The 13,824-nt window shown below is 75.0% G+C and carries 12 protein-coding genes; 5 read left to right on the top strand and 7 right to left on the bottom strand.

Annotation, left to right across the window (positions count from 1 at the left end):
* Positions 1 to 196: 196 nt before the first annotated feature.
* Entirely contained in the window at positions 197 to 418 is a 222-nt protein-coding gene (locus IE329_RS32840; RefSeq protein ID WP_190214682.1) for a hypothetical protein, read from the bottom strand.
* A gap of 156 nt (positions 419 to 574) precedes the next feature.
* Between IE329_RS32840 and IE329_RS32835 the strand changes: the two genes are divergently transcribed.
* The 3 genes from IE329_RS32835 to IE329_RS32825 all read left to right on the top strand — a co-directional run bounded on the left by IE329_RS32835 (position 575) and on the right by IE329_RS32825 (position 2,825).
* The gene (locus tag IE329_RS32835) at positions 575 to 901 is read left to right on the top strand and encodes a UBP-type zinc finger domain-containing protein (RefSeq protein WP_373311374.1); all 327 of its coding nucleotides are present in this window, start codon (positions 575 to 577) and stop codon (positions 899 to 901) included.
* A 115-nt stretch (positions 902 to 1,016) separates the two neighbouring features.
* The gene (locus IE329_RS32830) at positions 1,017 to 2,243 is read left to right on the top strand and encodes a PP2C family protein-serine/threonine phosphatase (RefSeq protein ID WP_190214681.1); all 1,227 of its coding nucleotides are present in this window, start codon (positions 1,017 to 1,019) and stop codon (positions 2,241 to 2,243) included.
* Between the two features lie 225 nt (positions 2,244 to 2,468).
* Positions 2,469 to 2,825, top strand: coding sequence for a YciI family protein (locus IE329_RS32825; protein WP_190214680.1), 357 nt, complete (start codon positions 2,469 to 2,471; stop codon positions 2,823 to 2,825).
* A 130-nt stretch (positions 2,826 to 2,955) separates the two neighbouring features.
* Here IE329_RS32825 and IE329_RS32820 read toward each other — a convergent pair whose 3' ends face one another.
* Both IE329_RS32820 and IE329_RS32815 read right to left on the bottom strand, forming a co-directional pair.
* Complete coding sequence (locus tag IE329_RS32820; RefSeq protein ID WP_190214679.1) at positions 2,956 to 5,697, bottom strand: phosphatidylglycerol lysyltransferase domain-containing protein; 2,742 nt, start codon at positions 5,695 to 5,697, stop codon at positions 2,956 to 2,958.
* The gene (locus IE329_RS32815; RefSeq protein ID WP_190214678.1) at positions 5,694 to 7,022 is read right to left on the bottom strand and encodes an alpha/beta hydrolase; all 1,329 of its coding nucleotides are present in this window, start codon (positions 7,020 to 7,022) and stop codon (positions 5,694 to 5,696) included. The genes IE329_RS32820 and IE329_RS32815 overlap by 4 nt, the downstream gene beginning before the upstream one ends.
* A 920-nt stretch (positions 7,023 to 7,942) precedes the next feature.
* Between IE329_RS32815 and aspS the strand changes: the two genes are divergently transcribed.
* Entirely contained in the window at positions 7,943 to 9,262 is a 1,320-nt protein-coding gene (gene aspS / locus IE329_RS32810) for an aspartate--tRNA(Asn) ligase (protein ID WP_190214677.1), read from the top strand.
* A gap of 127 nt (positions 9,263 to 9,389) precedes the next feature.
* Here the strand turns inward: aspS and IE329_RS32805 are convergent, their stop codons facing one another.
* Both IE329_RS32805 and IE329_RS32800 read right to left on the bottom strand, forming a co-directional pair.
* Positions 9,390 to 9,959 (bottom strand): hypothetical protein, encoded by a 570-nt coding sequence (locus IE329_RS32805; protein ID WP_190214676.1) that lies wholly within the window; start codon positions 9,957 to 9,959, stop codon positions 9,390 to 9,392.
* Positions 9,960 to 10,254: 295 nt separating this feature from the next.
* On the bottom strand, positions 10,255 to 10,815 hold the full coding sequence (locus IE329_RS32800) for a GNAT family N-acetyltransferase (RefSeq protein ID WP_190214675.1): 561 nt from the start codon (positions 10,813 to 10,815) through the stop codon (positions 10,255 to 10,257).
* A 372-nt stretch (positions 10,816 to 11,187) separates the two neighbouring features.
* Here IE329_RS32800 and IE329_RS32795 point away from each other — a divergent pair, with 372 nt between their 5' ends.
* On the top strand, positions 11,188 to 12,012 hold the full coding sequence (locus tag IE329_RS32795) for a DUF4389 domain-containing protein (protein WP_190214674.1): 825 nt from the start codon (positions 11,188 to 11,190) through the stop codon (positions 12,010 to 12,012).
* Positions 12,013 to 12,076: 64 nt separating this feature from the next.
* Here the strand turns inward: IE329_RS32795 and IE329_RS32790 are convergent, their stop codons facing one another.
* Positions 12,077 to 13,192: an LLM class flavin-dependent oxidoreductase gene (locus tag IE329_RS32790; RefSeq protein WP_190214673.1), complete on the bottom strand. Its 1,116-nt coding sequence runs from the start codon at positions 13,190 to 13,192 to the stop codon at positions 12,077 to 12,079.
* An 86-nt stretch (positions 13,193 to 13,278) separates the two neighbouring features.
* Complete coding sequence (locus tag IE329_RS32785; protein ID WP_308438423.1) at positions 13,279 to 13,824, bottom strand: flavin reductase family protein; 546 nt, start codon at positions 13,822 to 13,824, stop codon at positions 13,279 to 13,281.

Raw genomic sequence — 13,824 nt, 5'->3', positions numbered from 1 at the left:
CACCCAGGTGCAGGAGGAGGCCCGCACCCTGGTGAGCGACGTACTCGGCACCTGATCAGACCCCGGAGAGCACGGAACCGCCGCCCGCCCGGTACATCCGGAGGGGCGGCGGTCATGACGGGCAGGACGCGCCCGTGCCAGGGCCGGGCCGTCGCGACGGGGGCCGGGGACCGGAGCCGGGCGGGTGCCCGCCCGGTCAGCGGCTGTTGCGCGGGTGCCGGGAGGCGTTGCGTTCGTTGCCGCGCTTGTAGTTGCCCGTCCAGCGGGCCATCACCAACTGGGGGTCACCGTCGGCGCTCTCCGCCAGGAACCGGGCGGCGCGCTCGCCGCGCAGCGTGGCGGCGGCCCTGCCCCGGTGCAGCACCACCACGGTGCCGTCGGATCGAAGGTCGTAGCTGAATCCGGACGGTGACGGCATGGAGTCCTCTCGGTATGCGGCGGGGTCCACACCCTGGCAGAGGCCCGGCCCGGGCCGCAACGGAATTCCTCCCGCCGGGCACCGGCCGTCCGGCCCGGCACGGACCGTCGAGGCGGGCCCGGGCCGTCCGGGCCCCGCCTGCGTATCGTGGACGGCGTGAGCGAGCACCACGCATGGCAGGTCGCCCCGGTGCCGGGGGCCTCCGACCGGCCGGACTGCACCCACCTGGACGAGGCACCGGAGCCGCCCGCCACGGCCGCCCGCCGAGGCTGCGAGGACTGCCTGCGCGCCGGGAGCAGCTGGGTCCACCTGCTCGAATGCCTGGTCTGCGGACATCAGGGCTGCTGCGACAGTTCGCCCGGGAAGCACGCCTACGCCCACGCGCACGCCACGGCCGGCCACGACCTGGCCCGGACGCTCAAGCGGGGCGAGGACTGGGCCTGGTGCTACGCCGACGAGCTCTTCCTCCGGCCGTCCGGCTGAACAGGGACGGATACGGAGCACCGGACGACCCGGACGGCGATGTCCCGCAGGGCAGGCCCGGCGACGGCTCCTATCGTTGGGGATACAGGTCGGCGAGCCGAGGCGGGCAGCACTGATGACGGAACCAGCGATCGACTACGCGGCGGTGTTCCAGGCTCTGCCCGGCATGGTGGCGCTGCTGACCCCCGAGCTGGTGTACGCGGACGCCAACGAGGAGTTCCTGAGGATGTCCGGGCGGAGCCGGGAGCAGGTGGTGGGCCACTACCTGTTCGACGTCTTCCCCGACAATCCGAACGATCCCACCGCCACCGGTGCGCGCAACCTGGCGGCCTCGCTCAAGCGGGTGCTGGAGAGCGGCGAGCGGGACGCGATGGCGCTCCAGCGGTACGACCTGGAGTCCCCGAAGCGGCCCGGTGTGTGGGAGGAGCGGTACTGGAGTCCGGTCAACGAGGCGGTGCTGGGCCCGGACGGCCGGGTGGTGCTGCTGGTCCACCGGGTGGAGGAGGTCACCGAGCTGATCCGGGCCCGGGGCGGCCCCGAGGGGTCGCGGGCCCGGGTGCTGGAGGCGGAGCTCTACACTCGGGCCCGCGAGCTGCAGGAGGTCAACGAGCGGTTGCGCCGGGCGAACGCCCGTGACCGCGAGGTGGCCCTGGCCCTGCAGGAGGCGCTGCTGCCGGCGCCCGGCCCGGTCGGGCACCACGGGATGGCGGTCCGCTACCGGCCGGCCGTCGACGCGCTGAACGTCTGCGGGGACTGGTACGACCTGGTCGACCTGCCGGGTGACCGGATCGGTGTCGCGGTCGGCGACGTCGTGGGGCACGGACTGCGCGCGGCCTGCGTGATGGGCCAGCTGCGCAGCGCGCTGAGCGCCGCCTCGCGGGTCGCCGACGGCCCGGCCCAGGCGCTGGAGGTCCTGGGACTGTACGCCCGTTCGGTGGCGGGCGCCGAGTCCGCCACCGCGGTGAACACCCTGATCGACTGGGACAACGGGACGGTCACCTACAGCAGCGCCGGGCATCCGCCGCCCCTGCTGCTGCACGCGGACGGCCGGATCGAGTTCCTCGACCGGGCCACCGATCCCCCGCTGGGGGCCCGGCCCGAACATGTCCCCAGACCACAGGCGACCACCACCTTCGACGAGGGCGACACGCTGGTGCTGTACACGGACGGGCTGATCGAACGCCGCTACGAGGACATCGACGTCGGGCTGGCCCGGCTCGCCGACTCGCTCGCCGAGCACCGGCGGGAGGACCCGGAGGCCCTGGCCGACTGCGTGCTGGCCGCGCTGCTCGCGGATCGCCCCGCCACGGACGACGCGGCGCTGGTCATCGTCCGGCTGTGAGCCCCGGCCGGCCCCGGGCCCGGCCGCCGGGCCCGGGCAGGGCGCAGCGGAGCAGGACGGGGCTGCGCAGGACGGGGCTGGGCAGGGCAGGTCCGTCCCGCCCGCGGGCGGGCCCGGAAGATTCCCCGAAAAATGTCCGAGGGAGTTGTCGATCCGGGCGGCGCCCGTTCGACGCAAGGGTGAAGAGGCGGGGAAACGCCCCGCCGCACCGGCCGAGGAGTCACCATGCCGCGCTTCCTGTCCATGATCCGCGTCGACGAGCAGAGCGCCCCCCAGCAGGCGCCCGGCCCGGAGTTCGAGCAGCGGATGGGCGCACTGTTCGAGGAGATCACCAAGGCCGGGGTCATGGTGGACACCGCCGGGCTCGCCCCCACCTCCGAGGGCACCCGGCTCACCTGGTCCGGCGGCCGGGTCACCTGCACCGACGGCCCGTTCACCGAGGGGAAGGAGGTCGTCGGTGGCTACGCCATCATCCGGACCGAGGACAAGGCCGAGGCCCTGGAGTGGACCAGGCGGTTCCTGGAGGTCCACGACGAGCACATGACGGTCACCGCGGAGCTGCGCCAGATCGCCGACAACTGACCGGCCCGCCGGCGGCCACCGCCCGGCCCGTCCGCGCGGAGCGGCCGGGCCGGGCGGCCGCACGGGCCGCTCCGGCGGGCGGCCGCCCCGGGGGCGGTGGGCCGGGCCGGCCGGCCACGGCTCCCCGGCCTCAGGCCGACAGCTTCCGCATCAGGCGCACGCCCTGGGCCGCGGTCAGGTGCGGCAGGTACGCCTTGCCGATCGCGCGGGTGATGCTCGGCAGGGCCGCCGGGTCCGGGTAGACCATGAAGAGCGGCCGGTACTCGGGCTGGAACTTGGCCTTGAAGGCGAGCAGCGAACGGAACCCGTAGACCGGCTCCAGCACCTTGCCCATCCAGTCCAGCATCCGCTGCAGGGAGGTCGGGTCCTGGCCGCGGTCGGCGCGGGCCAACGGCGCGCCGGAGAGGGACAGGAACCTGGCGCCCTCCTCCTTGAAGCCGAGGGCCGCGGAGGCGATCAGGAACTCCATGACGCCCCGGAACCCGTCGGAGCCGCGCCGCATGAAGTCCAGGGTCCAGCCGACCGGACGGCCGTCCTCGTAGACGGGCATCCAGCTGGTCAGCCCGTGCACCTGGCGCTCCGGGTCGACGGCGATCAGCACCCGGACGGCCGGGTCCTCAAGCTCGTCCAGGCCGCCGAGGGTGAAGCCCATCTCCGGCAGGCCCTTGTCGCAGACCCACTCCTCGGAGATGGACCGGATCTGGTCCTTGATGTCGGCCGGGGCGTCGCGGTAGCTCCACCACTCGGCGACGATGCCCTGCTTGCCGGCCTTGTTCAGGGACGTCCTGATGTCCTGCCACTTCTTCCCGGTGAAGGCGAGTTCGGGCAGCGCCACCACGGTGTCCTCGGCGACCTGGAGGGAGCGCCAGCCGAGTTCGGCGGCGGCCTCGCGGATCTCGGGGGTGACGCTGTAGAAGCACGGGGTCCAGCCGCGCGCGTCGCAGTGCCGGGCGAACCCGGCCACCGCCCGGCGCCTCGCCTCCGGCTCGCCGAACGGGTCCCCGGTGGTCAGCGCGACGGTGGACAGCACCCGGTAGGGCACCGCCGCCTCGCCGGCCTCGTCGAACCAGTAGTGGTTGCCGTCCCAGGTGCTGATGAAGGACAGCGTGCTGCCGCCGTGGGCGGTGAGCAGGGCCCGGGCCCGGGCGGCGTCCTCGGCGTCCACGTGCACCACCGGCCGGCGCAGCGCGACCAGCAGGGCGGACAGGGTCACCGTCCAGAACAGCAGTCCGCAGTAGGTGACCAGCAGCCTCGCCACCGGGCCGGTGGCGATCGGGTAGTCGGAGAGCAGTTCGGCGTAGGCCGGCGGCAGGTAGGCCGCGGGCAGCCCGGCGACCAGCCGCCCCGTCGTGACGGCCGGGTCGTACTGCTCGCGGACCAGCGCGCCGACGCCGACGTAGGCGGTGGCGGTCAGCACCAGGGCGGTCGCGATGACGGCGGCCAGCCGGCGGACCACCCGTCGGCCCATCCGGAGCTGGAAGCGGTGCCGGGTGCGGATCAGTAGGCCGGTGGTCAGCACCGGAAGCAGCAGGGCCTCGACGAAGAACTCGACGACGGCCGCGGTGTCGGCCGGGTCCTGGAGGACGGAGAGGTCGTCGGCGAGCAGCCGGCCCAGCAGGCAGATCCAGATCAGCTCGGTGAGGACGGTGATCCGCCAGGCGGACCGCAGGCCCCGGCGCAGGCCCTCCGCGAGCACCAGCAGCAGGGCGGGGACGGCGGCTGCCATCAGGCGCCCGGGCGAGTCGAAGAAGTCCTGGACGGCGTGCGCCCGGGCGCATTCGTGGACGGAGATCGAGCAGAGGTCGGCGATCTCGTCCGGTGCGTAGGAGCGCGAGAGGTAGAGGTCGGAGAGGCTGTTGAAGGGGCCGATGGCGTTGTCGTACAGCGAGGCGAAGAGCGGGCCGACGGCCGCCGCGACCAGGCAGAGGGCCACCAGGACCCGGGTCTCGTTGTGCGAGGGGCGGCCGCGCCGGCGCAGTCGCAGGCGGCGCCGGCGCCGCACGCCGTCCGGCTCGGCGGCCGGGTCGCGGTGCGCGCCGGGGCGGTGCAGCAGCCCGCCGACGAGGAGGCCGACGACCGCGGCCGTGAAGCGCTGCAGGCCCTGAAGATGGCCGATGTACAGGGTGGCGACCAGGGGGACGAGCACCACCAGCAGGTGCATCCGCCGGCGCCACAGGGCGGTCAGGCGGTACCCGAGGACGGCGGCGAGGCCGAAGAGTCCGACGCCCGGTCCGGTGGCGATCTGGTCAGCGATGTCCAGGGTCCAGCCCTCGCCGGCGGCGATCCCCAGCCGGACCAGGGCGGTGCCGAGCAGGGTGGCGACGACCTGGCCGACGACCAGGACCAGGACGCTCCGGCGGCGGCCGAGCCGGCGTTCGGCGACCGGGCCGACCAGCAGGAGCAGCAGGCTGGTGAAGGCGTAGGCGCTCAGGCCGGAGCACCAGACCAGCGAGGTGAGGGGGGTCCACCAGCGGCCGGCGTCCAGGGTGGGCAGGCCCACGCCGACGTGCTCCAGCAGCGGGCCGGAGGGGCCGTGGCGGAGGCTGCCGGTGGCCGCGCCGATGATCCACAGGGTCGCGAGCAGGCCGAGGGTCAGCGGTGCCTCGCGCAGCCTGCGGGCCTGTCGCAGCCAGCGGGAGCGGGCCGGTTCGGGGGCCGGCGCGGTCGGGCCCTCGCCAGGTCCGGCGCCGGGATCGGCGGGACGGGCGGGGTCCGTGGGGGCGGGCGGACGGGCGGGCTCCGTGGGGGCGGGCGGCCGCGGGCCGGCGGGGGACGGAGCGGTGGGGGCCGGACCGGCGGGGGCCGGACCGGCGGCGGACATCGGGCGGGCCTCGGCGGGCCCGTCGGCCGGGGTGGTGGCCGGGGCGCTCATCCGATCAGTCCGGTCCGCTTGGCGAGCCACTGCAGGTTGTCGTTGATGGCCGCCCGGAAGACGGTCCAGTCGTGCCAGCCGGGCTTGATCTGGAGCTGCACCGACACGTCCGCCCGGACGGCGGCCGCGTACACCTTCTCCTGCTGGGGGCGGAACTCCTGGTCGTTGGCGCCGACCACGAAGATCCCGGCCGTGTCGGGGAACTTCTTGCGGGCCATCACGTGCATCGGGTCGACGGCCTCGAAGGCCGCCTCGTCACCGCCGAAGGCCTCCTTCACGCTCTTGCCGTGGCTGCCCAGGGTGGGCTCCTGCTGGCCGGAGATGTTGATGAAGGAGCCGTAGACCTCGGGCGCGTTCAGGGCCAGCTGCAGGGAGCAGGTACCGCCGAAGGACAGTCCGGCCACCGCCCAGGACTGCCGTCCGGTCGCGGTCTGCAGGGTGTCGCGCACCCAGGCCGGGACGTCGTGGGCGAGGTAGGTCTGCGCCTTGGCCAGCCGGGAGTCCATGCAGAGCTGGTTCACCCAGGGCGAGCCGGTGGGGTCGGCGACGACCACGATCGGGGCCAGGCCCCGGTGGGCGGCCGCGAAGCCGTCCATCATGTCCTGCAGGCCCCCGGAGTTGATCCAGTCCTCGGGCGCGCCGGGCTGGCCGGGCAGCAGGACCAGCACCGGCAGCAGCGGCCGCGGTGTGGCCTGGTACGCGGGCGGCAGGTAGACGAAGCCCGGGCGGGTCCTGAAGGCCGACCGCGGGCCGGGTATCCGCACGCCGGCGATGGTGCCCTTGACGGGCAGGTCGGCGGGCGGGGTCCAGACGTCGGCCAGCGCCTTGCCGGGCGGCGCGGCGAGCGTCCGGTCGGCCTGCGTGGTGTCCAGGGTGCCGGTGTCGCTGATCCACGGTGCGAGCAGCACCCGCGCCGTCGGGTACTGGTCGAACAGTCGGTTGACCTGCGAGGACGCCATCAGCACCGCCAGCCCGGCGGCGAGCGCGACCAGCGCCCGGCCGGGCCACCAGGGCAGCCGGCGCAGCCGGAACCCGGCCAGCGACAGCCCGAGGACCGCCGTGCCGATCCACACCGTCACCTCGTCCGGGAGTCCCTCGGGGAAGGGCTGCCACCAGTCGTCGACCGCCACGTCGATCAGCAGGGTGAGGGCCACGGCCAGAACCACCGCACAGGGCAGCAGGCGCAGCCCCCACCGCCGGCCGCGGGCCACGGCGAGCATCAGCAACGCCCCCCAGCCCGCCGCCAGCACGGCGTACGCGATCGGCCCGTGCGTCAGCGGCCAGTCCAGCGGGTTCCAGGTGGCGGCGAGCGCCAGGGTCATCATGCTCCTTGCTTCGCGGCGCCGGTACGCACCGCAATTCCACTACGCCGCGACGTCGCCGCCACGGCCGTCCTACACACCACGAACAGGAGCACCGGCACGGACCGCGCGGGCGCGCTGCCGCGCGTCCGCGCGGCGCCGCCCGTCACGGCCTGCGGGACACCCGGACACCGGGGCACGCGTGCCTGCGGCACCGCGCCGCCGGAAGCCCCGCCCCGCACCGCCGGGACACCCGGCATGAACGCGGCAGGGCGAACCCCTGCTGCATGTCGACGTGTCCGGCCATGGCTGTGGTTCCCCCGCCGCCCCCGCGCCCCGATTGGTCCTGCCCCCGCCCCCGCCTCCCGGTCCGTCCCGCCCCCGTTCTCACCAGCCCCGTTCTACCAGCCCAGGTGGGCACGACGCGCGGCCGGGGGTGCCCGACGGGCTGCGACCCGCCGCCGGCGGGCACCGCGGGCCCGGGCCGGACGGGCCGCGTGCCGGGCGCCGGCGGGCAGGACCGGCCGGGCCCGCCGCCGCAAGGACGGGCCCGGCCGGCCCCGGCCGGGCGGCCGAGCGGCAGACGCGCGTGGACCCGATGCCGCCCGGAGGGCCGGGGCGGCTGCCCGAAAGGCCCCTCGGGGGTGCCCGAAAGAGCGTTGCGACGACCGCGCCGGTCCGTCTAGCCTGTGCGCAACGCGATGAGGGAGACGAGTACCCGAGGGATCCCGCGAGTCGAGAGAGCCGCCGGCAGCTGTGAAGGCGGCATCGCGCCCGAGGCGAAGACACTCCTGAGCGCGGGGAGGAAATGCCCCGCCGGCCGGCCCCCGTGACGGGCCCGAACGAGGCTCCCGCCACCGGCGGGAGCGAAAGTGCGGTGGCACCGCGAGTCCCTTCTCGCCCGCACTCCCAAGGGATCACCCGACGTCCTACGGAGGACTGCGATGATCCACCCCACCCCCCGTGTCCTGGTCGCCGACCTGCGGGAACACCTGGGCCGAACCGTTTCGGTCTGCGGCTGGGTCAACACCCTGCGCCTGCAACGCACGATGCAGTTCGTGCTGGTCCGCGACCACACCGGTACCGCGCAGGTCACCCACCGGCGCCCGGGCGCGGCCGACCCGCTGGAAGAGCGGATCGAGGAGCTGACCGTCGAGTCGGCCGTTCGCGTCACCGGCCTGGTGGTCGAGAACCCCGCCGTCCGGCTGGGCGGCCTGGAACTGGTCCCGGAGCGCGTCGAACTGCTCAACCGGGCCGGGACGCCGCTGCCCGTCGACGAGCACACCGGACTGGAACACCGCCTCGACTGGCGGTTCCTGGACATCCGCCGGCGCCCCGCGGCGCAGCTGCTGTTCGCGGTGCAGACCACCGTCGAGCAGGCCCTGCGGGAGTTCGCGTACGCCGAGGGGTGCACCGAGATGCACACGCCCAAACTGATGGGCACCGCCTCGGAGTCCGGCGCGGAGGTGTTCGAGCTGGGCTACTTCGGCCGCAGCGCGTACCTGGCGCAGTCCCCGCAGTTCTACAAGCAGATGGCGATCGCCGCCGGCATCGACCGGGTCTTCGAGATCGGGCCGGTGTTCCGCGCCGAGCCCTCCTTCACCTCGCGGCACGCGACCGAGTTCACCGGGGTCGACCTCGAACTCGCCTGGACCGAGGACGTCGAGGACGTGATGGCCTTCGAGGAACGGATGCTGGCGCACACCCTCGCCCGGGTCGCCGAGCGGCACGGCGCCGCGATCCGGGAGCGGTTCGGGGTGGAGGTGACCGTCCCGGCGGTGCCCTTCCCCCGGGTCACCATGGCACGGGCCCAGGAGATCCTGCGGGCCGGCGGCTGGGACCCGGAGGGCAAGGCCGACCTGGACCCCGAGGGCGAGCGGGCGCTCGCCGCGCACGTCCGGCGGGAGACCGGGCACGAGTTCGTGTTCGTGACCCACTACCCGGCCGGGATCCGGCCGTTCTACCACATGCGTGCGGCCGCCGAGGCGGGGCTGACGCTCAGTTTCGACCTGCTGTGGAAGGGCCTGGAGATCACCACCGGCGCGCAGCGCGAGCACCGGTACGACGTGCTGCTCGACCAGGCCGCGGAGAAGGGCATGGGCACCGACTCGCTGCGGGACTACCTGAACTGCTTCCGGTACGGCTGCCCGCCGCACGGCGGCCTAGGCATGGGCCTGGGCCGGGTGCTGATGGTGTTGCTCGGCCTGGACTCGATCCGCGAGGCGACCTTCCTGTTCCGCGGGCCCAACCGGCTGACCCCGTAGCGGCATCCGGGCACCGGCCGGCGGGCGCCTGCGGCCGTCCGGGGACGGGGACCGTCGAGTCCCCGTCCCCGGTCCCCCGTCCCCCGGGCTGCCGGCGGGCGGCGGGCGGCGGGCGGCAGGCCGGCGCCTACTGGCAGGAGTCGCAGATCCCGGTCGCCGGGAGCTGGACGTAGCAGCCGGGGCAGATCCGTGCGACCGGCTCAGGGAGCCGTGCGCGTCGGCGCTCGATGGCCGCCAGCAGCCGGGGCGCGAGCGCGGGGACGCCGCCGTCGGGCGGCAGGGCGGCGCCGAAGCGGCGGTAGCAGTCCAGCCGGGCCGCCGCCGCGTGGTGCTCCCGGTCCAGCTCCTCGGCGGCGGCGGACTCCCCGGCGACCGTCAGGACCTCCCGGTAGCCCTCCCCGACCATCCCGTCACTGGTGCGGACGACCAGCGCCGTCAGGGGCGGGTCACCTCGCCGGTGGGCCTCCCGGACCACCTGCCCCAGCACGCCCCCGATCCAGTTGTGCAGGAGGGCGGTGGTCCGGACCCCGGACGTCTTCTGGACCGTCTCCGCCAGCTCCTTGTAGGTGATGACGGCGTGGTACGTCCCGGCGACGGTGACCAGGTGCGGGTAGGCCTCGCCCGCCCAGAGCCGTTGGGCCTCCGCCGCCGTGACCGCAGAACCGTCCGCCTCACGCCAATAGCTGCGCTGTGCCATGCACCCTGCCCTGTCCGTCGATCAGTCGTCACGGCCCGGCCGGGGCGTGATCGGTGACGTCCCGCGGCGGCCGCTGCGGCCTCGCGGCAGGCAGCGGCCCGGCCGGAACCGTCAGGAGCCGGAGTCCTCGGCACGCCTGACGGCCACCGGGCCCTCGCCGGGCCACCGCGTCCGGGCCCATCTTGCTCCGGTCCGGGCCCGCGCTCAACTTCCGTCGACAAAGCGACCGTTCGCGCGTATCGGCGGCCGGACGGCGGCACCCGGCGACCCTGACCCGGGCGCGGCCCGGCCGGCCTCAGAGGGTGATCCAGTACCGCCGCACGACCCCGGACCCGGTCTCCTGGAGGCCTTCGAGGACGCCGCCCTGGTGCTCGATCGTCCTGACGGACGCGACGTTGCCGGCCTCGCAGACGAGGAGCACCCGGCCGAGGCCACGGGCCCGCGCCTCGCCGAGCATCCGTCCCAGGGCCCAGGCGGCCAGCCCGCGCCGGCGCGAGGACGGCCGGACGCCGTAGCCGATGTGGCCGAACCGCGGCACCAGGTCGCCGGGCCCGTGGCGCAGGGCGATCCCGCCGTGCACCCGGCCGTCCTCGACGATCCACCGGTACACCTGACCCGCCGGGACGGACTGCTCCTGGTCCGCGTCCTGCCCCTGGTGGTCCGCGTCCTGCCCCTGGTCCGGCCGCCGCGGCGGCTCGGCCAGCCGGGCCACCCAGGCCGCGAATCCGGCCGGCGACACGACCTCGTCGGCCGGCCGCAGCCCGAACCCGTCCTCGTGGGCGCCGGGTCCCCACTCCTCACGCGCCTCAAGCCAGGCGGAATGCAGACGGACGGTGGGCGCGATCAGTTCGGGCATGGCCCGACGATACCGACCGGCGCTTCTCACCGTCGGCCCGCGGGTGTCGCAAAGCCCTTTTCCAGACGCTTGGTTGACCGGTGGTCGGGCCTGCCGGACCAGGTCCCGCTCCGGCAGGGGCGCCGGCCGGACCTGGTCGCCGCGTGGGCCGCCGCCCGTCCGGGACCGCCTCAGGCCGCGCCTCCCTGCCCTGCCCCGGGCCGGGCCGGCGCACCGCCCGAGGGGCCGGCCCCCGGACCGGCCCGGAGCGGCGACGGCCCGGGCGTCGCCCGATCGGTCCACCGGACGGGCGGGGGCGGCGGACGGCTGCGATCTTCGGAGCACGCGGCACCTCCGCCGCTTCCGCCTCGGACCCGACGCCTGGAGGCCCGGATGTGGGACGCTCCCCCTGCCGCTGCGCCCGCCGCGGCCGAGTTCCTGCCGACGCTCGACATGCCGGAACCGGCCGACCAGAACCGGCTGACCGTGCTGCTGCGCCTGCTGATGCTGATCCCGCAGTTCATCGTGCTGTGGGCGCTGTCGGTGGTGGCCTTCTTCGTGAGCATCATCGGCTGGTTCGGGGCACTCGTGCTGGGGCGGCTGCCGGACTTCGCCGCGACCTACCTGGGGGGCTTCGTCGCGTACGAGACGCGGGTCAACGCCTACGCGATGCTGACCCACGACCGGTACCCGCCGTTCGCCTTCCAGGCGCCCGGCTACCCCGTCCAGGTCGGGCTGAAGCCGGGCGAGCTCAACCGGCTGGCGGTCTTCTTCCGCCTGATCCTGGCCATTCCCGCGGCGATCGTGCAGAGCGTGCTGCTCACCGGGTGGTGGACGGTGTCGTTCATCAGCTGGCTGGTGGTGCTGATCCTGGGCCGGATGCCCCGGCCGCTGTTCGAGGCCAGCGCGGCGATCGTGCGCTACCGGATGCGGTTCCAGGCCTACCTGCTGATGCTCACCGCCGCCTACCCGAAGCAGCTCTTCGGCGAGGACCCGGCGGCCGGTCCGGCGGACGCGGTGCCCGGGGCGTCGGCGACCAGGCCGCTGGTGCTCAGCGGCACGGGGCGCGGACTGCTGGTCGTCTTCATCCTGGTGGGGATCGCCGCCTCGCTCACCTCCTCGCTGACCGGCACCTTCGGCACGGACGACGACAACGACGACCTGTCCGTGCACGTCACCGCGCCGCCGGCCCCGGGGCTGCTCCCGGCCGGGCGCTGAGGGCGCGTCCTGCGGGCGGGGCGCTGAGGGAGCCGGTGCGGCCCGGCTCCCCGGCGGCGCCGCTTCAGAGCCGGGCCGGGACCGCCGGGTGCCGCCAGAGGCCCTGGGCCGCGAGCAGCGGCAGGACGCCCTCGCCGACCTGGTAGGCCTCCTCCAGGTGCGGGATGCCGGAGAGGATGAACTCCTGCACTCCCGCCCGGTGGTACTCCACGATCAGATCGGCCACCTCCCGGTGGCTGCCCACCAGCGCGGTCCCGGCGCCGCCGCGCACCAGCCCGATGCCCGCCCAGAGGCCCGGATGCACCTCCAGCCGGGAGGTGGCGCCGCCGTGCAGCTCCCGCATCCGCCGCTGGCCGTCCGACTCGCTGCGGGCCAGGGCGAGCTGGGTACTGCGGATCCGCTCCGGGCTCATCCCGGCGAGCAGACGTTCCGCCTCGGCCCAGGCCTGTGCGGAGGTGTCCCTGGCGATCACGTGCAGCCGGATCCCGAACCGGGGCGTACGGCCCCGGGCCCGGGCCAGGCCGCTGATCCAGTCGATCTTCTCCCGTACCTGCGCGGGCGGCTCGCCCCAGGTGAGGTAGACGTCCGCGTGCCGGGCCGCCACCGCGCCGGCCGCCGCCGAGGAGCCGCCGAAGTAGATCTCCGGCGCGGGATCCGGCAGCCGCGCCAACCGGGCCTGCTCGACCCGCAGATGGTCTCCCTGGTGGTCCACGGTCTCGCCTGCCCAAAGCCGGCGGACGATCCCGAGGAACTCGTCCGCCCGGGCGTAGCGCCCCTCCTTGTCCAGGAAGTCGCCGTAGGCGCGCTGCTCGGCCGACTCGCCGCCGGTCACCACGTTGAGCAGCAGCCGGCCGTGGGACTGGCGCTGGTAGCTGGCCGCCATCTGGGCGGCGAGGGTCGGGCTGAGCTGCCCCGGGCGGAAGGCGACCAGGAACTTGAGCCGCTCGGTGACCTGGGTGAGCATCGCCGTGGTCAGCCAGGCGTCCTCGCACCAGACGCCGGTGGGGGTCAGCGCGCCGGTGAAGCCGAGCTGTTCGGCCGTCCGGGCGATCTGGCCCAGGTATTCGACGCTCGGGGGGCGGTCGGCGCCGGCGGTGCCGGGCGTCGACCCGTGGCCGCCACCGACCACGTGACGGCTGTCGCCGGTGGTGGGCAGGAACCAGTGGAAGGTCAGGGACATCGCGGACTCCTGGGACGGGCGGCGGCCGGGTGTGCGGGCCGCGTGGAGGTGCCGGGCTGAGGCCCGGGGCACCGGACGGGCCTTGGTCAGCTCCGGCGGGCGCCGGTGCCCGGGGCGGAGGTGAACCCGCCGAAGGCGCCGTCGTGGTGCACCAGCGGGCCGACGTCCTCGCGGGCCAGGGTGTCGACGACCTCGCCGACCACCAGCAGGTGGTCGCCGACCTCCTGGAGCAGCACCGGACGCGCCGTCAGCCAGGCGGCGACCCCGGCCAGGACGGGCGTGCCCAGCTCGTCGGGCGTCCAGTCGGTGCCGGCGAAGCGGTCGGCGCCGCTGCGGGCGAAGCGGGCCGCCAGCTCCTCCTGGCCGCGGCCGAGGATGTGGACGGCGAAGCTGCCCGCCGCCCGGACGGCCGGGGCCGCCGAGGCGGTGGCCGACACGTAGAAGGAGACCAGGGCCGGGTCCAGGCTGACCGAGGTGAACGAGGTGGCGGTGAAGCCGGCGGGGCCCGGCACGGTGATGACGGTGACGCCGGCGGCCTGCCGACGCAGGGTGCGGCGCAGCCGGTCGGCCGGTACGGGCGCCGGCCCGGTCGGCCGGAGCTGGGTGGCGGGGAGGTCCTGGGTGATGGTCAC

Source organism: Kitasatospora indigofera (assembly GCF_014655955.1).
Classification (GTDB): Bacteria; Actinomycetota; Actinomycetes; order Streptomycetales; family Streptomycetaceae; genus Kitasatospora; species Kitasatospora indigofera.
This window is presented reverse-complemented; position numbering and strand designations above follow the sequence as displayed.

Excerpts from the sequence above, each read along its gene's own strand:
- IE329_RS32820 (WP_190214679.1), bottom strand. The coding sequence starts at position 5,697 with ATGAGCGCCCCGGCCACCACCCCGGCCGACGGGCCCGCCGAGGCCCGC.
- IE329_RS32830 (WP_190214681.1), top strand. The coding sequence starts at position 1,017 with ATGACGGAACCAGCGATCGACTACGCGGCGGTGTTCCAGGCTCTGCCC.
- IE329_RS32825 (WP_190214680.1), top strand. The coding sequence starts at position 2,469 with ATGCCGCGCTTCCTGTCCATGATCCGCGTCGACGAGCAGAGCGCCCCC.
- aspS (WP_190214677.1), top strand. The coding sequence starts at position 7,943 with ATGATCCACCCCACCCCCCGTGTCCTGGTCGCCGACCTGCGGGAACAC.
- IE329_RS32805 (WP_190214676.1), bottom strand. The coding sequence starts at position 9,959 with ATGGCACAGCGCAGCTATTGGCGTGAGGCGGACGGTTCTGCGGTCACG.
- IE329_RS32795 (WP_190214674.1), top strand. The coding sequence starts at position 11,188 with ATGTGGGACGCTCCCCCTGCCGCTGCGCCCGCCGCGGCCGAGTTCCTG.
- IE329_RS32800 (WP_190214675.1), bottom strand. The coding sequence starts at position 10,815 with ATGCCCGAACTGATCGCGCCCACCGTCCGTCTGCATTCCGCCTGGCTT.
- IE329_RS32840 (WP_190214682.1), bottom strand. The coding sequence starts at position 418 with ATGCCGTCACCGTCCGGATTCAGCTACGACCTTCGATCCGACGGCACC.
- IE329_RS32815 (WP_190214678.1), bottom strand. The coding sequence starts at position 7,022 with ATGATGACCCTGGCGCTCGCCGCCACCTGGAACCCGCTGGACTGGCCG.
- IE329_RS32790 (WP_190214673.1), bottom strand. The coding sequence starts at position 13,192 with ATGTCCCTGACCTTCCACTGGTTCCTGCCCACCACCGGCGACAGCCGT.